The 18,173-nt window shown below is 42.1% G+C and carries 16 protein-coding genes; 7 read left to right on the top strand and 9 right to left on the bottom strand.

The window, feature by feature from the left end; genetic code table 11:
• Positions 1-20 precede the first annotated feature (20 nt).
• Together MN200_RS09625 and dkgB are read right to left on the bottom strand one after the other, a co-directional pair.
• Positions 21-1,190 (bottom strand): MFS transporter, encoded by a 1,170-nt coding sequence (locus tag MN200_RS09625; protein WP_058869809.1) that lies wholly within the window; start codon positions 1,188-1,190, stop codon positions 21-23.
• Between the two features lie 8 nt (positions 1,191-1,198).
• The gene (dkgB, locus tag MN200_RS09620; protein WP_234963755.1) at positions 1,199-2,005 is read right to left on the bottom strand and encodes a 2,5-didehydrogluconate reductase DkgB; all 807 of its coding nucleotides are present in this window, start codon (positions 2,003-2,005) and stop codon (positions 1,199-1,201) included.
• Between the two features lie 110 nt (positions 2,006-2,115).
• On the opposite strand from dkgB, the gene MN200_RS09615 reads away from it, so the two are divergent.
• Positions 2,116-3,006: a LysR family transcriptional regulator gene (locus MN200_RS09615; protein WP_242759285.1), complete on the top strand. Its 891-nt coding sequence runs from the start codon at positions 2,116-2,118 to the stop codon at positions 3,004-3,006.
• Between the two features lie 60 nt (positions 3,007-3,066).
• Here MN200_RS09615 and MN200_RS09610 read toward each other — a convergent pair whose 3' ends face one another.
• Positions 3,067-3,468: a hypothetical protein gene (locus MN200_RS09610; RefSeq protein WP_004696625.1), complete on the bottom strand. Its 402-nt coding sequence runs from the start codon at positions 3,466-3,468 to the stop codon at positions 3,067-3,069.
• Between the two features lie 226 nt (positions 3,469-3,694).
• On the opposite strand from MN200_RS09610, the gene MN200_RS09605 reads away from it, so the two are divergent.
• The 6 genes from MN200_RS09605 (at position 3,695) to rodA (ending at position 9,912) form a co-directional block, all read left to right on the top strand.
• The gene (locus tag MN200_RS09605) at positions 3,695-5,335 is read left to right on the top strand and encodes a CTP synthase (protein WP_242759284.1); all 1,641 of its coding nucleotides are present in this window, start codon (positions 3,695-3,697) and stop codon (positions 5,333-5,335) included.
• A 31-nt stretch (positions 5,336-5,366) separates the two neighbouring features.
• Positions 5,367-6,224, top strand: coding sequence for a 3-deoxy-8-phosphooctulonate synthase (kdsA, locus tag MN200_RS09600; protein ID WP_005401052.1), 858 nt, complete (start codon positions 5,367-5,369; stop codon positions 6,222-6,224).
• Between the two features lie 60 nt (positions 6,225-6,284).
• A complete protein-coding gene (eno, locus tag MN200_RS09595) occupies positions 6,285-7,574 on the top strand; it encodes a phosphopyruvate hydratase (protein WP_178927711.1) in 1,290 nt (429 codons plus the stop codon).
• Between the two features lie 13 nt (positions 7,575-7,587).
• Positions 7,588-7,983, top strand: coding sequence for a septum formation initiator family protein (locus MN200_RS09590; protein ID WP_005401054.1), 396 nt, complete (start codon positions 7,588-7,590; stop codon positions 7,981-7,983).
• Positions 7,943-8,662: a 2-C-methyl-D-erythritol 4-phosphate cytidylyltransferase gene (gene ispD, locus MN200_RS09585; protein ID WP_242759282.1), complete on the top strand. Its 720-nt coding sequence runs from the start codon at positions 7,943-7,945 to the stop codon at positions 8,660-8,662. The genes MN200_RS09590 and ispD overlap by 41 nt, the downstream gene beginning before the upstream one ends.
• A gap of 113 nt (positions 8,663-8,775) precedes the next feature.
• Positions 8,776-9,912, top strand: a complete 1,137-nt coding sequence (gene rodA, locus MN200_RS09580; protein WP_242759280.1) for a rod shape-determining protein RodA — start codon at positions 8,776-8,778, stop codon at positions 9,910-9,912.
• An 82-nt stretch (positions 9,913-9,994) separates the two neighbouring features.
• Here rodA and MN200_RS09575 read toward each other — a convergent pair whose 3' ends face one another.
• From MN200_RS09575 to betI, 6 genes are all read right to left on the bottom strand, one after another.
• Positions 9,995-10,480, bottom strand: coding sequence for a hypothetical protein (locus tag MN200_RS09575; RefSeq protein WP_242759278.1), 486 nt, complete (start codon positions 10,478-10,480; stop codon positions 9,995-9,997).
• Between the two features lie 56 nt (positions 10,481-10,536).
• Complete coding sequence (locus MN200_RS09570; RefSeq protein ID WP_242759277.1) at positions 10,537-11,811, bottom strand: MFS transporter; 1,275 nt, start codon at positions 11,809-11,811, stop codon at positions 10,537-10,539.
• A 72-nt stretch (positions 11,812-11,883) separates the two neighbouring features.
• Positions 11,884-13,518 carry a malate dehydrogenase (quinone) gene (gene mqo / locus MN200_RS09565; protein ID WP_242759275.1) on the bottom strand — a complete coding sequence of 545 codons (1,635 nt, stop codon included), beginning with the start codon at positions 13,516-13,518 and terminating at the stop codon, positions 11,884-11,886.
• Positions 13,519-14,010: 492 nt separating this feature from the next.
• The gene (gene betA, locus MN200_RS09560) at positions 14,011-15,675 is read right to left on the bottom strand and encodes a choline dehydrogenase (protein ID WP_242759272.1); all 1,665 of its coding nucleotides are present in this window, start codon (positions 15,673-15,675) and stop codon (positions 14,011-14,013) included.
• Between the two features lie 120 nt (positions 15,676-15,795).
• Positions 15,796-17,268, bottom strand: coding sequence for a betaine-aldehyde dehydrogenase (betB, locus tag MN200_RS09555; RefSeq protein ID WP_242759269.1), 1,473 nt, complete (start codon positions 17,266-17,268; stop codon positions 15,796-15,798).
• A complete protein-coding gene (gene betI, locus MN200_RS09550; protein WP_242759267.1) occupies positions 17,261-17,887 on the bottom strand; it encodes a transcriptional regulator BetI in 627 nt (208 codons plus the stop codon). The genes betB and betI overlap by 8 nt, the downstream gene beginning before the upstream one ends.
• Between the last annotated feature and the right edge of the window lie 286 nt (positions 17,888-18,173).

The following is an 18,173-nucleotide window of genomic DNA, read 5'->3' as shown; positions in this document are numbered from 1 at the left end:
TGGTTCAGCAGTGTAAAGGCTTAAACGGCTTCACAGGCTTTCTTGCTAAGACCGAACTTCATTTGCAGTAAGACCAAGATCAAGGCCATAAAGCTGAGTGCGGCACCTGCATATGAAACTGCTGCATAGCTGAGTTGCATACTCAGTACCGTTGCACCTGCAAAGGCACCTAAGGCATTACCTAAGTTAAACGCACCAATGTTGACTGAAGAGGCAAGACCAGGCGCATCTGCTGCGACTGACATGACGCGCATTTGCAGTGGCGGTACTACCGCAAATGCTGCTGCACCCCAAATCACTAAGCCAATCGCTGCACCAACTGTTGTTTGCGCTAATACTGGGAAAACAAGCATCATCACCATTAAAAGTACAAGGAAGCCTATCAGAGTTTTCTCTAGGGATAGATCGGCAAACTTTCCACCCAAATGATTACCAATGGAGAAACCAATCCCGGTTAACACCAACATCAAGGTGATGGTTTGCGGTGATGCCTGCATAAATACATGTAGGCTCGGAGCAATGTAGGTATATAACGCAAACATTGCGCCCGCGCTCATGACCGTGGTTAATAAAGCAAGGACGACAGGCGCACGTGTTAAAACACGTAATTCTTTTGCTACATTCGGTTTAACCACATCGTGATCTTGCGGGAGCGCTTTCCATAGCGCCAACATGGTTATAATGCCTAAGATTGAAATAGCAGCAAAGGCCATGCGCCAACTGGTATTTTGACTGAGCCACGTTGCAAGTGGCACACCGCCAATATTGGCAATGGTGAGACCCATAAACATCATGGCGACTGCACTGGCTTGTTTGTCTTTAGGCACTACGCTGGCTGCCACCACCGAACCTAAACCAAAGAATGCACCATGGTTTAAACTGGTAATTAAACGTGCACCCATTAAGCTCATATAATCAGGTGCAACGGTCGCCAACACATTCCCAATTGTGAAAATAGCCATCAATAGGATTAAAGCTGTTTTCTTAGGAAAGCGTGCCAGCCATAAGGTCATGAGCGGAGCCCCAATCATGACACCTACTGCATAGGCACTAATCAGCAGTCCGGCTTGTGGAATTGAAACGGACAAATCATTGGCAATTTCAGGCAAAAAGCCCATGGGTGAAAACTCGGTGGTTCCAATGGCAAAAGCACCCACCGCAAGCGCCAAAAGCGGAAAATTAATTTTCATAGCGATGCTCAATCCCAAATCGGTGCTAATCCTTCAGGATTAACTTCACGTTGATTTCGGTCTAATTGCGTAATTACCATCATTTCTTCAGTCGACAGTTGAATCTCTTGCGCCTTTAAGTTGGACATCAAGTGTTCACGTTTGGTTGAAGATGGTATGACTGCAAAACCACGTTGTAATGCCCAAGCCAAACTAATTTGTGCAGTCGATACTTGATGTTGCTGCGCGATGTGCATTAAAACAGGATCATTCAAAACCTTACCGTAAGCCAGTGTCATATATGAAGTGACATCAATGTTTTGCGCTTGGAGGAAATCAACCAACTTATGGTTTTGTAAGTAAGGACTGAGTTCAATTTGGTTGGTTGCGATGTTTTCTAGCCCAATACTCTCAATCGCCTGTTGAGTCAGCTCAATATTGAAGTTAGAAACACCAATGTGTTCGGTCAAACCTTGTTGTTTCGCTTCCAATAAGTTCTGCATGAGTTCTGTAATGTTTACACCTGTACTTGGGGCAGGCCAGTGGATCAAGGTTAGATTCACTGCATCGGTTTTTAATTTGCTTAAACTTTCTTTTAAACTTGGAATCAATTTTTCTGCTGAATAATTTTCCGTCCAGATCTTTGTGGTGAGAAAAAGATCTTGACGATTGATACCACTCAGCTCAATGGCTTGACCAACTTCGGCTTCATTACCATAGATTTGAGCAGTATCGACCGCACGATAACCGACTTCTAGTGCAGTTTTCACAGACTCAATGACAGTGTCACCTGTTAAGCGGAAAGTGCCTAGGCCGAATTGAGGAACGATATTCATTTTTTACTCGATAACTTGTTTCATGGAATGAGGCTATTTTGTAGAAAAAAGACTTGCTTAAAAACTGGGTAATTTGCAAAATATTATTGACTATTAATCAATAATTACACATGAAATCAACCATAGAAGAATTAACGGCTTTTGTGAGCATTGTTGATAGTGGCTCTATCGTCAAAGCTGCGCAGCAATTGGATCAAACCACATCGGGTGTCAGCCGAGCCTTGCAACGTCTAGAGTTAAAGTTGAATGTGACTTTGCTAGAGCGAACGACACGGAAGCTCAAGTTGACCTATGAAGGGCAGCAGTTTTTGACAAAGGCACGTAAAATTTTACTTGATCTGACCGAAGCTGAAGAAAGCCTGCAAAATAATGATGCTGAGGCGTCTGGTTTAATTCGGATTGATTCAGCAACGCCTTTTGTGCTGCATGTGATAGTGCCGCTGATTGAAGAGTTTATGCAGCGCTATCCAAAAATTGATATAGAAATTACCAATCACGATCAGGTTATAGACTTACTTGAACATAAAACCGATGTCGCGATTCGGTTTGGTGAGTTAGCGGATTCCAGCTTACATGCCAAGCTGCTTTGTAAAAGTCGGTTATATATTGTGGCTAGTCCTGTTTATGCGCAAGAACATGGTCTACCTAAAAATGCAGCAGAATTAAGCTCACATACTTTGCTTGGTTTTAGTCAGCCTGCACATTTAAATACGTGGCCTATTCAGTTGGAGGATGAGCCTTTAATTATTCAGGCCAAAATTAAATGTTCAAATGGAGAAACGGTTCGTCAGTTGGCATTGCAAGGGGCAGGGATTGCGTGTTTGTCACGTTTTATGGTCGAGCAAGATATTCAAGATGGGCGGTTTATTGCTTTGTTGGAAGATCAAATTCAGATCAAAGAGCAGAAAATACATGCGGTCTACTATCAACAGAATTATGTGCCAAAACGTATTCGCTTATTTATTGACTTTCTTGCAGAAAAATTAAAAGCTTATTTATAAGCCGGCAATAAAAAAACCCGATATCAATCGGGTTTTTTTAATCATCTAATATAGCGATGCTTAGTTTTCTAAAGCTGGTGTCGCTGCTGCAATGGCTGCTGCAACCGCATCATCTTCAGTTTGCGTATTTGGGTTTGTATTACTTGGGCGTGCTTGCGTTGGTTTTTCTTCAGCTTTTGGTGCTTCTGCTTTTGGTGCAGGCTGAGCTGCTGGAGCAGGTGCTGGCGTTTCACGACGGATCTCAGTAGTTGTATTCGGTGTTTCTTCGCGAATCACTTCAACTTGCGCTGGAATCTCAGGCTCAGATGCTGCCAAAGGTTGAAGTTCAACAGTTTGTTGTTGCTCTGTAGTGACGACTTCAACTTGTTCTTGTTCATCTTCTTTAGGCGCTTCTTTCTTTACACATGCTGTTAATAGTAAGCCTGCTGCAATGGCACCACAAATTAAAAGTTTTTTATTCATAATTACATAAAATCGAGTGTTTGAAGGATCGTGCCATTATAACAGCAAAATGCAAGATGAAAATCCTATGAACTTAGCTTAATTTTATCTGCCAAATGCTGATAGAATATCCAATTGTTTATTGTTCTATGAATTGATGCGGATTGACTTTGCTTTATTGGTGCAAGGTAAAGTAAAATTGCGCAACATTGCAGGCCGAATTAGGCTCGATTGTACGAGAAACCCAATGACCCATTTTATTTTCGTGACTGGTGGTGTAGTTTCATCACTAGGTAAAGGTATTTCAGCTGCTTCAGTTGCTGCGCTTTTAGAAGCCCGTGGATTAAAAGTAACCATGGTAAAAATGGATCCATACATTAATGTCGATCCAGGGACTATGAGCCCGTTCCAACATGGTGAAGTTTTTGTCACAGAGGATGGTGCAGAAACCGATTTAGACTTGGGTTATTACGAACGTTTCTTGCGTCGTGCGAAAATGACCAAGTTAAATAACTTTACTTCTGGTCGCGTATACCAAGACGTTTTAAATAAAGAACGCCGTGGTGACTACCTTGGTGGAACTGTTCAAGTTATTCCACATATTACAGACAACATCAAAGAACGTGTACTTCGTGCAGGCGAAGGTTATGACGTTGCGATTGTTGAAATTGGCGGTACAGTAGGTGACATCGAATCTCTCCCATTCATGGAATCTGTACGTCAACTTATGGTTGAACTAGGTCATAAGCGCACCATGCTTATGCATTTAACTTTGCTTCCATATATCAAATCTGCGGCAGAGTTGAAAACTAAACCAACTCAGCACTCGGTAAAAGAATTGTTGTCGATTGGTATTCAGCCAGACATTTTAATTTGTCGTACTGAATATGATGTTGATGCAGACACGACCCGCAAAATTGCCTTGTTCACAAACGTTGAAGCACGTGCAGTTGTGGTGTGTAAAGATGCGCGCAGCATTTACCAAATTCCGCGTACATTCTATGAACAAAATGTTGACGACTTGATCTGTGAACGTTTTGGTTTCAATGACTTACCTGAAGCCGATTTAACCGATTGGGACAATGTTGTAGAGGCACTACTAAACCCTGAATACACGGTACGTGTTGCAATGGTGGGTAAGTATGTTGAACTTCCAGATGCGTATAAGTCTGTGAATGAAGCGCTTTTACATGCGGGCATTCAAAATCGCGTTAAAGTTCAAATTGAGTATGTCAATGCTGAAGAACTTGAAAGCCAAGATGTCAATGAAGTATTGAAAGATATGGATGCAATCTTGGTACCAGGCGGTTTTGGTGAACGTGGTACTGAAGGGAAAATGCAAGCGATTAAATTCGCACGTGAAAACGGTGTTCCATTCTTGGGTATCTGTTTAGGTATGCAGTTGGCTGTAATCGAATATGCACGTAATGTCGTGGGTATTAGTGACGCGAGTTCGACTGAATTCAACCGTTCGACTAAGTCTCCATTGATTGGTCTAATCACTGAATGGTTAGATGAGCGTGGTGAAGTTCAACAGCGTAATGTTGACTCTGATCTTGGCGGTACGATGCGTCTTGGTGCTCAAAAATCAGAATTGGTTGAAGGGACTAAAACACGTGAAGTGTATGGTTCAGCAGATATTATTGAACGTCACCGTCATCGTTATGAGATGAATAACCGTTTTATTCCAGCGCTTGAAGAAGCAGGCATGAAAATTTCGGGCTATTCACCTGTACAGCACTTAGTAGAAACAGTTGAAATTCCTCAACATCCTTGGTTTATTGCTGTACAATTCCACCCGGAATTTACAAGTTCACCACGTGATGGACACCCATTATTTGCTAGTTTTATTGATGCTGCGAAAGCACAGTACAAAAAAGCGAAGTAATTTGGGTTAAGCAATAAACTAGGAAGTTTAAATGTCACAATTAAAACCACAAGAAATTGTACGTTTAGGCGATATACAAATGGCAAACCACTTGCCATTTGTACTATTCGGCGGCATGAACGTACTTGAGTCTAAAGATTTGGCTTTTGAAATTGCAGAGACCTATGTTGATATCTGCAAGCGTTTGGAGATTCCTTACGTATTTAAAGCCAGTTTTGATAAGGCCAACCGTTCAAGCTTGAACTCGTTTCGAGGGCCAGGCCTAGAAAAAGGGATTGAGTGGTTAGCTGACATTAAAAAACATTTCAATGTACCCATCATTACTGATGTACATGAACCTTACCAAGCTGCACCTGTAGCGGAAGTTGCGGATATTATCCAACTTCCTGCTTTCCTAAGTCGTCAGACTGATTTGGTTGAAGCGATGGCAAAAACTGATGCCATCATTAACATCAAAAAAGCACAATTCCTTGCACCACATGAAATGCGCCATATTTTGCATAAGTGTTTAGAGGCAGGGAATGACAAGCTCATTATTTGTGAACGTGGTTCGGCATTTGGTTACAACAATTTGGTTGTAGACATGTTGGGCTTTGACATCATGAAAGAAATGAATGTCCCTGTGTTCTTTGATGTGACTCATGCGCTTCAAACTCCGGGTGGTCGTGCGGATTCTGCGGGCGGTCGCCGTGCGCAAATCACGACACTTGCTCGCGCGGGAATGGCAACAGGTCTTGCAGGTCTATTCTTAGAAGCGCATCCAGACCCAGAAAAAGCCAAGTGTGATGGGCCATGCGCATTGCGTATGTCTCAACTTGAGCCTTTCTTGGCACAGCTAAAAGAATTGGACACCTTGGTTAAAGGTTTCAAAAAGCTAGATACACACTAAATTATAAACTCATTGATGCCATCTAAAGCATCTCGTTATTAATCAACTGAGGAATTGTTCATGAGCCAAATCGTTGACATCCGTGCACGTGAAATTTTGGACTCTCGTGGTAACCCAACCATCGAAGCAGACGTAATCTTAGCATCTGGCGTAGTTGGCCGTGCATGTGCACCATCTGGTGCTTCAACTGGTTCTCGTGAAGCTTTAGAACTTCGTGATGGCGACAAAGCACGCTATTTGGGTAAGGGTGTTAAAAATGCGGTTAATAACGTAAACACTTTGATCCGTGATGCTCTAGTGGGTAAATCAGTGTTTGAACAAAAAGACATCGATAACACCATGATTGCGCTTGATGGTACTGAAAACAAAGAAAAATTGGGTGCGAATGCAACTTTAGCTGTTTCGCTCGCTGCTGCACGTGCTGCTGCTGATGAAAAGAAAATTCCTCTTTTCCAATACATCGCAGACTTACGCGGTCAAACTACTTTGACTATGCCTGTACCAATGATGAACATCATCAATGGTGGTTCGCATGCAGACAACAATGTTGATATTCAAGAGTTTATGATTGAGCCTGTAGGCTTCACCTCATTCTCTGAAGCACTACGTGCGGGTGCTGAAATCTTCCATTCTCTTAAGTCAGTTTTAAACAAAAAGGGTTTAAACACTGCTGTAGGTGATGAGGGTGGTTTTGCGCCGAACTTACGTTCAAACGAAGAAGCAATCACTGTGATTCTTGAAGCGATTGGTCAAACTGGCTACAAAGCGGGTTCTGATATTATGCTTGCGCTTGACTGTGCATCTTCAGAATTTTACAAAAATGGTCAGTACATTCTTGCGGGTGAAGGCAACAAAGCGTTCACAAGCAACCAGTTCTCTGACTATTTAGCGGGTCTTGTAAACCAATATCCAATTATCTCGATTGAAGACGGTTTAGATGAGTCGGATTGGGAAGGTTGGTCTTACTTGACATCTATCCTTGGCGACAAAATCCAATTGGTAGGTGATGACTTATTCGTTACAAACCCGAAAATCCTTCAACGTGGTATTAATGAGAAAGTAGGTAACTCTATCTTAATTAAGTACAACCAAATTGGTACGTTGACTGAAACTCTAGATGCAATCTATCTTGCGAAAGAAAATGGTTACTCTACAGTGATTTCACACCGTTCTGGCGAAACTGAAGATTCTACGATTGCAGATCTTGCGGTGGGTACTGCTGCTGGTCAAATCAAGACAGGTTCACTATGCCGTTCTGACCGCGTAGCGAAATACAACCAATTGCTTCGTATTGAAGAATTGACAAATGCTGCTTACCGCGGTAAAGCTGAGTTTAAAGGTTTAAACTAAGCGACTGATGTCAATGTTCAATGTATTCGACTCGTTGATGAGTAAAGTACTACTAGGCCTTGCGATCATTTTGATCGCAGGGTTTCAGTATTTATACTGGTTTGGTGAGGGTGGTTATCAAGACCATTTACAACTCACACAAAAAATCCAACAACAAACTGAAATTAATAACGACTTAAAAGAACGTAATCGTGTCTTGGCAGCAGAAGTGTATGATTTGAAAAATGGTATTGAAGCCATTGAAGAGCATGCACGCTTGGACTTGGGTTTAATCAAACCTCGAGAAACGTTTATTCAAATGAGTACCATTAGTACTCAATATAAGCCTGTTTATATTGATCCTAACGCCCAAATTGATTTGCGAACCAATGAAGACGATGAGCCTGAAACCCCTCCAGCTACCCCATAAATTGTGGGCTATTATTCCTGCTGCTGGCTCGGGTAGTCGCTTTTCTCAAACTGAACTAAAACAATATCAAATGATTGGACAAAAGACCGTACTTGAACATACGGTTTTACGTCTTAATCAATTGCCCTTGCAGGGCTATGTTTTGGCGATTGGTTCAGATGATGATGTCGCTCAAAGTTTGCCTTTTACCAACATGGAAAAAGCACATTTCTGCGAAGGTGGTGCTGAGCGTGTAGACTCAGTGCTCAATGCGCTCAATTATCTTTCCACAATCGCTGATGCTGACGACTGGGTCTTTGTCCATGATGCAGCTCGTCCATGTGTCACGCAGGATTGTTTGGTGAGACTGGTTGATACTGCTATTCAGTCCAATACAGGGGCGATTTTAGCTATTCCTGTTAGAGATACTTTAAAGCGTGTAGCCTCAGCGCAAGATATTCAAGAAACCGTTGATCGTTCACAGCTTTGGCAGGCACAAACCCCGCAGATTGCTAAACTGGGGGTACTGAAAAAAGCAATTGAACATGCACTAGAGGCACAAGCCTTAATTACAGATGAAGCTAGTGCTTTAGAGTTTGTTGGTGAAAAGGTTCAAGTCGTACAAGGGCGCTCCGATAATATTAAAATTACCTATCCAGATGACCTTGAGCTTGCGCGCCTGATTTTGGCGGCACAATAAAAATTATTTGGATTTATTGAGCTAAAACTACAGAAATATGGGTTTGAATGATGTTATCTAAAACACTTTGAACTTATAATTTGCCCTGTCTTTAGCTCATTCAATTTACGCAAATGATACCATCACAGCAGTATCGTTTTTTACGTCAGTCTTTACGTGACGGTAGAAGCATTAAACATGACTCATCTCGCTGGGCTAAATTACATTTAGATCCATGGCTTTTATGCTTTCTGATTTTAAATGCCGTGTTGGGGTTGTTGGTCATTTATAGTGCTTCAGCGCAAGATATGGGCATGGTGTTTCGCCAAGCCACGAGCTTTGCTGTGGGCTTCATTGTGATGATGATCTGTGCGCAAATCCCACCCAAAGTCTATCAGGCCATTAGTCCGTATTTTTTCATCTTCGCTGTGATTTTAATGGTATTGGTTTTGGTGGTGGGGGAAACCCGCATGGGCGCGAAGCGTTGGATTAGCCTTCCAGGTATTGGGAGTATGCAGCCTTCTGAGTTTATGAAGTTTGCCATGCCTTTGATGATGGCGTGGTACTTTGCAGGCCGCGCATTCCCGCCGAAGTTTATGCATATTGTGATTTCGTTGGGCATTATGATGCTGCCGTTTTTATTGGCAGCTTTACAGCCCGACTTAAACCTAGGTCTCTTGATCCCTGGTGTGTGCGTCATTTTCCTGAGCGGTATCTCTTGGCGGCTCATAGCTTTGGCCTGTGGTGCATTGGCTGTTGTCGCTCCCTTACTTTGGATGTTCTTTTTGCAAGAGTACCAAAAAAAGCGAGTGCTCACTTTATTTGATCCAGAGTCAGATGCATTAGGCGCGGGTTGGAATATCATCCAATCCAAAATCGCTATTGGTTCTGGCGGCTTAATGGGAAAGGGTTTCACAGAAGGCACACAGTCACATTTGGGGTATTTGCCTGAGCACCATACTGACTTCATTATGTCAACGTATGCGGAAGAGTTTGGCTTTATTGGTGTGTTCTTGCTGTTTAGTTTATTTGCGGCCATTATCATTCGTTGTTTGATTATTGGTATGAACAGCTTCCATAATTTTGGGCGTTTATATGCGGGTGCTGTGGGCTTAACGTTCTTCTTCTTTGTATTGTTAAACTCGGGGATGGTAAGTGGGATTTTACCTGTAACAGGTGATCCATTGCCACTGATGAGTTATGGCGGAACCGCGGTGATTACCATGCTAGCGAGCATGGGCATCGTGATGTCGATTCATACCCATCGCTAAAGTCTAAAAGAATCAAGCCAGCGATATTGCTGGCTTTTTTGTGCTTAAAATAAGAAGAAAACTCTAACGGTTTTTTTGAGCTTTATAAAGCACCATATTGTTGCCATGTTTCGCCTGTATGTAGGCTGTCATAATAGTTTTGCAGAGTGTTCAAGTCATAGTATTGCGTATAGGCCAGTACTAAAAGCCCAAAAATTAAAGCCGTTTTCAATAGATTTAAACGCGAATGTTGCTGTGAAAAATAGCCTAAGCTAAGTGCGGTGAGTATGACTGAGGGAAGAATGGCAATACTTTCATACTGAGAAAGAAACATCCAATGATTGAGATAAATCAGAATTAGAATGAGTCCAATCAATCCCATGTAGTTATAGATCTTTTTATTTACAGATGCTTTAAAAACAGTAATTGTTTGAAATATTAAAATCAGACTACTGAAAAGGTATGCACTTTTTCCACCAATAATCACACTATAGATTGCATTGAATAGGCAATAAGCCAACAACATGGATAGTACGAAAGAATAGAGTTTGACATAGAGAGTGTGTGAAAAGGGGAGAATCTGTTTCATAATTTGCTCTATTGAAAACTCACATCATATTAAAAGGAGATTTGAAGCTTAACATGCTATTCGATTTTTGTGACGGTGACATGTTTTTGTTGTGTTGGAGATGGATTGAGTAAATGTCGCGTACGAGTAGAGCTTAGACCACAGATTATTAAACACAGCGTCCCGCCAATAAGTACTGCTGGCACCACAGAAAAATAGCGCGTCATCTGGCTCATGTGTAGGGCACCGAGTTGATTACCTGAAGTCACTAAGATGCCATTTAAAGCTGCTACACGTCCTAATAGTGCTTTTGGGGGGAGTTGCTGTAATAAAGTTTGTCGAATGATCATGCTGATGCTATCAAAGGCGCCAATCAAAACAAGGAAGAAGACTGAGAGCCAAATATGGGGGGATAGTGCAAAGGCTAAAGTGCACAAAGCAATTGCAAAACTACTATAGAGCATGTTTCTCCATGCATTTTGCATCGGAGAATAACAGGTCAACATCAACATCATGATACAGGCGCCAATGGCTGGTGCTGCTCTGAGTATACCTAGGCCTTCAACGCCTAGATGAAGGATATCCTGTGCAAAAATAGGCAGTAAGATAATGACACTACAAAAAAGCATGGCGCTGAGATCCAGCAACATACTCCAAAACATCAGTGGATGTTTAAAGATAAACCAATAGGCTTCTTTTAAGCTTTTGCTTAAATGTTGTTTATGCGGGCTTGGGAAGTCGCGAGCGCTTAATCCGAATAAGCAGATGCTACCCACGCAACATAAGAAAAAAACAATCAAGAGGGTTTTTTCAAGCCCAAGTTGGCCAAGTAACAGTCCTGCACATAAGGGTGCTAAAATGCCGCCCATTTGCCAAATGAGAGCAGTCCATGTGGCTGCATTGCTATAGGCTGACTCTGGGGTTAGAAAAGGGCGTAATGAATTAAAAGATGGGCTGTAAATACCTCTAAGTATGCCTAAGCAAAAGATGAGGCTATAAATGCCGCATAAAAGTGTATTTTGTTGAATGTGCTGTTGTTGGTACTGAGAAAAAAGAACAATAAATAATAAGGGAATTAGAGTGCTACAGCTAAAACTCCACTGCACAATTTTTTGTCTGTTATAGCGGTCAGCCCAGTCGCCACTGATCAGGGAGAGGCAAATAAAGGGGAGTAACTCAATTAAGGCAATCATGCCAAGGCTGAGTGGATTTTGAGTGAGTTGATAGATACTATAAGCAATGACGACTTCTTGAATCATGATGGTTAGAATTAAGCACAACTGATTGACACTCAGAAGTGAAAAATCACGTGAATGAAAAGCCAAAAAAGCATCGGAATGGAAAAGCGACATACACAGAATAGTTTCAAATATGAATTAAAAAAGGATGGCGCAAAGTCCATCCTTTTTAGGGTTTAAAGCAGATTACTGTGCTTTTGCTACCGCAACAGTTTCGTCATTTGCAGCCTTAGCCATAGGTGTGTATTTCAAACCTAGGGTTGTGCTGGTGTACTGGCGAACTTGGTCAAGAAGAACAGGATTGGTGCTGAGTTCTTGTTGGTACGATTTTACAATTTCATGTAATTTCGGATTCCATTTACCTTCTACTTGTTGTGGGAATGCTTTCTCAAGCAAGCTCAACATAATATAAGGAGAAGTTGAAGCACCTGGTGAAGCACCTAATAGGGCAGTCACAGCACCGTCTTGAGATGCAAAAATCTCGGTACCAAATTGCAAGCTTGCAGGTTTGCCTGGTTCTTTCTTGATGATTTGAACACGTTGACCACCTTGATTCATGCGCCAGTCTTCTGGTTTTGCATCAGGGTAGTATTTTTTCAATTCATTAAAACGGTCTTCATCGGTCATCATGACTTGGCTCACCAAGTATTTGACCAAATCAAGATTTTCCATACCCACAGCAGTCATTGGTAAAACGTTATTCTTCGTGGTTGATTTCAATAAATCAAGCTGAGAACCTTGTTTTAAGAATTTGTTTGAATAAGTCGCAAATGGACCAAACAACACATATTTTTTACCGTCGATATAACGCGTATCAATATGTGGAACAGACATTGGAGGTGCGCCTAATTCAGCACGACCATAAACTTTTGCAGTATGGCCTTCAGTGACTTTCGGGTTGTCGGTCATTAAGAACACGCCACCTACAGGGAAGCCAGCATATTGCTTCGCTTCTGGTAAGCCTGTCATTTGTAAAAGTTTAACCGCTGCACCGCCTGCACCAATAAAGACAAAGCGCGTTTTCACGTGATCTGTTTTCCCTGTAGTGAGGTTTTTAAATGCAACAGTCCACGTTTTATCATCATTTTGGCTAATGCCAGTCACTTCAGTCGATGTTTGTAACTGGAAATTAGATTGTTTTTTAAGGTGATCGACCAATTGAGTGGTGATCGAACCATAGTTCACATCCGAACCTACATCCATGCGTGTTGCAGCTACTTTTTGTGCAGCATCACGGCCATTCATCACCAATGGTGCCCATTGTTTAATTTCGGCAGGATTCTCAGAGAATTTCATGCCATAAAACATTGGGTTTTTAACCATTGCAGCATAACGTTTTTCGAGGAAATTCACGTTATCGCCCCAAACGAAGGCAATGTGCGGTACAGGGTTGATAAAGCTATTTGGTTGACCCAAAACGCCTTCTTTCACCTGATAAGACCAGAACTGTTTTGCAACTTCAAATTGTTCCGCAACGTTCACAGCTTTAGAAATGTCCATTTTTCCATCTTTTTCAGAGGTATAGTTCATTTCCATAAAGCCAGAGTGGCCTGTGCCAGCATTGTTGAAGCCGTTTGAGCTTTCTTGTGCAACATTGTCTAGGCGTTCATACATGCGAATTTGCCAGTTTGGCTCAAGCTCGCTTAGATATGTGCCTAAAGTTGCACTCATGATCCCACCGCCGACTAAGACTGCGTCAACAACAGGCTCGTTGCTGGTGGTTTGAATTTTTTTAGACGTGACGGGTCTAAATAAGAAAATTACGACTGCAATAATAAGCAGTATGATCAATACCAAAAGGTATTTTAAAAATTTGTTCATGCGATTATGACCTTGGGGAGCAGGTTTTGGATCGCTTTATAGCGAAGAGAAAATAACAATTATGGTGATAGAGGTGCTTGTAAAAAATTAGCTTGGCAGAATTGAAGTAATACTTAAAATCTCAAGTAGCCAAAGCTTAAATTTTTAAGCTATCACGCATCTTGACTTATGGGTATTTTAGACTAAATATGTATTGACTTAGTAATTTTTATTTTAAATGGGTTGGGTTAAATTATAAATATCAGTGATGTTTGTTTTTAGCTATTGTTTTTATTGAGTTTTATTTGGGTATAATTTCTGTATTTAAAATACAGATGTTGAATATCTATACAAGAGCATAATCTTTTTAACGTTTAAATGTATAAGTTGAGATGTAAAGTAAGTTCTAAAGATAAAGCAAGTTGTGATTATGGTGTTTTAGAAAATATGAATAATTGCCTGACCTAATTATTCTAAAGTTGAATAAAAGGTCAGGTTTTACACCATTAAGAGTTATGCGATTTCGGCGCGATAAAATGGAGCAGTTGAGGGTGGTAAAGCTTGGTGACCACGTATTTGATCTGCTATTTTTTCAGCCATCATAATGGTGGTTGCATTTAAGTTACCTGTGATAATCAGCGGCATAATCGATGCATCCACCACACGTAAACTTTGCAGGCCATGCACGCGACCTTGTCCATCGACTACCGCCATATCATCTTCACCCATTTTACAACTACAGGATGGATGATAAGCCGTTTCGGCGTGATTACGTACAAATTCGTCTAATTCAGCATCGCTACTCACATCTTTTCCAGGGCTAATTTCTTCGCCACGGTAAGGATCAAGCGCAGGTTGCTGCATGATTTCGCGGGTGATTCGAATCGCATCACGAAATTCCTGCCAGTCTTGTTCTGTCGACATGTAGTTAAATAAAATACTTGGATGGTCGAAAGGATTCTTGGATGTCACATGTACGCGACCGCGTGAAGGCGAGCGCATCGAACCGACATGGGCTTGGAAGCCATGCTCTTTGACGGCATTGCTGCCATTATAGTTAATTGCAACAGGCAAGAAGTGGTATTGAATATTTGGCCAAGCAAACTCTTTGGATGATCGAATAAAGCCACCTGCTTCAAACTGGTTGCTTGCTCCAATCCCTGTTCCGTTAAACAACCACTCTGCACCAATTGCAGGTTGATTTTGCCATTTTAAAGCAGGGTAGAGAGAAACAGGTTGCTTACACTTATATTGTAAGTACATTTCTAAATGGTCTTGCAGGTTTTCACCGACACCCGGTAAGTCATGCACGACTGGAATGTCGAGAGACTGAAGTAAAGTACTTGAACCAACACCCGAACGTTGCAAAATTTGCGGTGATGCAATCGCTCCAGCACAGAGTAGAACTTCCTTATCGGCATAGACCTGAAGCAAGTTGTTTTGATTAGCACTTTGAATATATTCAACACCAATCGCTTGTTTGCCACTGAACAAAATTTGATTGGTCATGGCATGGGTGATAATGGTTAAATTCGCTCGACCTTTGGCCATATCTAAATAGCCACGTGCAGTGCTTGAGCGTCGACCTTTGGGGGTCACGGTTCGATCCATTGGGCCGAAACCTTCTTGTTGATAACCATTTAAGTCATCGGTGCGTGGATAGCCTGCTTGTACACCAGCTTCAACCATGGCATTGAATAAAACATTATTGTCTGCTTTAGGTGTGGCGACAGAAACAGGGCCAGCATCGCCATGATAGTCATTGCCACCGAGATCACGGGTTTCTGCTTTTTTGTAGTAAGGCAGACAGTCGGCATAGCTCCAATTTTCAAGGCCTTTCAAGCTAGCCCATTGTTCTAAGTCCATGGCATTACCACGGATATAGCACATGCCATTAATTAGGGATGAGCCGCCTAAGCCTTTGCCGCGACCACATTCCATGCGGCGGTTATTCATATGAGGTTCTGGGTCGGTTAAATACGCCCAGTTATAACGACGACCTTGCAAGGGATAGGCTAAGGCAGCAGGCATCTGGGTACGGAAGTCGAGACGATAATCAGGACCACCTGCTTCGAGTAACAGTACCGAAACATCGGGGTCTTCTGTTAAACGAGCAGCCAGTACGTTACCCGCAGAACCTGCACCAATAATAATATAATCGTAGTGTTGAGAATGCATAATGATCCTTTTTCTATGGCAGGGCCACGTTGCATGAGAACGTGGCCACATGTTGAGTTGAGGATGAAAAAAAGAATAAATAAAAAGGAAGTAAGGATTTAGATAGTTAAAATTCAGACTTTAAAAAATACTTTGGTATTCACCCAGTTCAACTTGAACCGATTTGATACGGGTATAGTGTTCAAGTGTGGTGATGCCATTTTCACGTCCGACTCCTGACTGTTTATAACCCCCTACAGGCATCTCAGCAGGGGATTCGCCCCATGTATTGATCCAGCAAATACCAGCCTCAAGCTGATGAATAATGCGATGCGCTTGGGAAATATCTTGTGTGACCACACCCGCAGCTAAACCATAACTGGTGTTGTTGGCACGTTGAATAGCTTCTTCAATACTGTCATAGCTTAAAATGCTCATGACTGGACCAAAGATTTCATCTTGCACAATGTGCATGTCGTCATGACAGTCGGTGAACACGGTCGGTAAAACATATGCGCCCTGAGCAAGTGCTGCTTCAGTGCCACGTTGTCCACCAATCAATAAAGTCGCACCTTGTTGTTTGCCCGACTCAATATAAGACAAGACTTTTTCCATATGCGGAAAGCTGACTAAAGGTCCAAAGTTGGTTTCAGCCTGCATAGGGTCACCCATACGGATACGTTTTACACGCTCAATCACTGCTTGTTCAAATGCAGCCTTGAGGGTTTGTGGTACAAACACACGGGTGCCATTGGTACATACTTGACCTGAGCTAAAGAAGTTCGCCATTACTGCAATATCGGCTGCGCGATCAAGGTTGGCATCGGCACAAATAATGAGAGGTGACTTGCCACCGAGCTCCATGGTAACTTCTTTGAGACTAGAAGCCGCAGCACTGGCCATGACCTTTTTACCCGTTGCCACACCACCTGTGAACGAAATTTTTTGGATATCTGGGTGTTCAGTCAACCATTGACCCACTTCAGCACCAAAACCTTGTACAACGTTGAAAACCCCAGCAGGTACGCCTGCTTCAGTATAGATCTCTGCTAACTTTAAGGCGGTAAGAGGGGTCACTTCGCTGGGTTTAAAAATCATGGCATTCCCCGCAGCGAGGGCAGGAGCTGATTTCCAAAGTGCAATTTGGATGGGATAATTCCAAGCACCAATGCCTGCCACCACACCTAAAGGTTCACGGCGCGTGTAGAAAAAACTACTTTCACGTAGTGGCACTTGTTCACCTTGAATGGCAGTTGCAAGTCCTGCGTAGTACTCTAAAACGTCAGCACCAGTGACAATATCGACGGTAGAGGTTTCACTGAACGCTTTACCTGTATCGAGTGTTTCTAGGCGTGCTAATTCGTCATTACGAGCGCGTAAAATATCGACGGCACGACGTAAAATACGGGCACGTTCGACTGCCGTCATGGCAGCCCATTTACGTTGCCCTTGTACAGCACTTTGCACAGCTGAATCGACATCAGCTTTAGAGGCTTGCTGAATAGTGGCAATGACCTGACCTGTAGCAGGATTGATACTGTTAAAGCTTTGACCACTGGTGGCATTGAAATATTGTCCGTGAATATAAAGCGAGTGAAGCTGTACATTATTCATTTTGTTGTTCCTGCCGTATCTGTTGAATTAAGCGAAGTTGCATATCGACATAGTCGTATGCAATAGAACGTGCCAAAACACGATCAAATGCTTGATGACCACTTAAACTTCCACGTAACCATAATCCATCAATCAGTGCTGCTAGCCCTTTAGCGGCTTGGCTTGCTTGGGCCTTTGGCATGAGCTGCAAGAAATGAAACTTCAAATTTGAATAAAGACGTTGGTCATTAATTCGTTGCAGTCGACCTAAGTCGGGTAGGTGCATACTGGCAGACCAAAAAGCGAGCCAAACCCGCATAGCAGTGTTGTTGACCTGGCTGATGTCAAAGTTGGCATCAATAATGGCTTTGAGCGAATGTTCTGGACTGGGCTGCACCACCTTTGCCTTATAGCTTGCCGTGGTCTCGGCTAAGACATTGAGCATTTGACGCATGCAACTGTGAATGAGGCCTTGTTTATCGCCAAAATAATGACTCACAATGCCCGTAGAAAGCTGTGCTTTTTTCGCAATTTGAGCAATGGTGGTGTTGGATAAGCCCACTTCATAAATGACTGCATAGGCAGCATTAATGATTTCTTCACGGCGCTCATGCTCAGGTTTTACTCTACGTTTATTCATGACAATCCAGAACAATTTGTCTTAAATTTAAAGACGTTAGATTCAATAACTTACATGGAAAGCATCATAGCATTTTTTTATGATACTTTTTATTGATTGAACGTTCAATCAATAAAAAGTACACTTATGGTTAAATTCAAAGCAAAATATTGCTAAATTGCTTTGAGTATTCGACATAACTTTTTATTTATCAAAAGGATGTGTCATAAGGGTTTAATTGCAGAACATCATTCAGAAAAGTGAGCTGATGAGCTATGGGCTTACGGTTTTATACTTTTTTCGAGTT

Source organism: Acinetobacter sp. LUNF3 (genome assembly GCF_022699605.1).
GTDB lineage: Bacteria > Pseudomonadota > Gammaproteobacteria > Pseudomonadales > Moraxellaceae > Acinetobacter > Acinetobacter johnsonii.
Note: the sequence above shows the minus strand (reverse complement) of the source record. Positions and strands in the feature narration are given on the sequence as shown.

Excerpts from the sequence above, each read along its gene's own strand:
- dkgB (WP_234963755.1), bottom strand. The coding sequence starts at position 2,005 with ATGAATATCGTTCCTCAATTCGGCCTAGGCACTTTCCGCTTAACAGGT.
- MN200_RS09575 (WP_242759278.1), bottom strand. The coding sequence starts at position 10,480 with ATGAAACAGATTCTCCCCTTTTCACACACTCTCTATGTCAAACTCTAT.
- kdsA (WP_005401052.1), top strand. The coding sequence starts at position 5,367 with ATGTCACAATTAAAACCACAAGAAATTGTACGTTTAGGCGATATACAA.
- eno (WP_178927711.1), top strand. The coding sequence starts at position 6,285 with ATGAGCCAAATCGTTGACATCCGTGCACGTGAAATTTTGGACTCTCGT.
- betI (WP_242759267.1), bottom strand. The coding sequence starts at position 17,887 with ATGAATAAACGTAGAGTAAAACCTGAGCATGAGCGCCGTGAAGAAATC.
- rodA (WP_242759280.1), top strand. The coding sequence starts at position 8,776 with ATGATACCATCACAGCAGTATCGTTTTTTACGTCAGTCTTTACGTGAC.
- betB (WP_242759269.1), bottom strand. The coding sequence starts at position 17,268 with ATGAATAATGTACAGCTTCACTCGCTTTATATTCACGGACAATATTTC.
- ispD (WP_242759282.1), top strand. The coding sequence starts at position 7,943 with ATGAAGACGATGAGCCTGAAACCCCTCCAGCTACCCCATAAATTGTGG.
- MN200_RS09590 (WP_005401054.1), top strand. The coding sequence starts at position 7,588 with ATGTTCAATGTATTCGACTCGTTGATGAGTAAAGTACTACTAGGCCTT.
- betA (WP_242759272.1), bottom strand. The coding sequence starts at position 15,675 with ATGCATTCTCAACACTACGATTATATTATTATTGGTGCAGGTTCTGCG.
- MN200_RS09625 (WP_058869809.1), bottom strand. The coding sequence starts at position 1,190 with ATGAAAATTAATTTTCCGCTTTTGGCGCTTGCGGTGGGTGCTTTTGCC.
- MN200_RS09570 (WP_242759277.1), bottom strand. The coding sequence starts at position 11,811 with ATGTCGCTTTTCCATTCCGATGCTTTTTTGGCTTTTCATTCACGTGAT.
- MN200_RS09615 (WP_242759285.1), top strand. The coding sequence starts at position 2,116 with ATGAAATCAACCATAGAAGAATTAACGGCTTTTGTGAGCATTGTTGAT.
- MN200_RS09610 (WP_004696625.1), bottom strand. The coding sequence starts at position 3,468 with ATGAATAAAAAACTTTTAATTTGTGGTGCCATTGCAGCAGGCTTACTA.
- MN200_RS09605 (WP_242759284.1), top strand. The coding sequence starts at position 3,695 with ATGACCCATTTTATTTTCGTGACTGGTGGTGTAGTTTCATCACTAGGT.
- mqo (WP_242759275.1), bottom strand. The coding sequence starts at position 13,518 with ATGAACAAATTTTTAAAATACCTTTTGGTATTGATCATACTGCTTATT.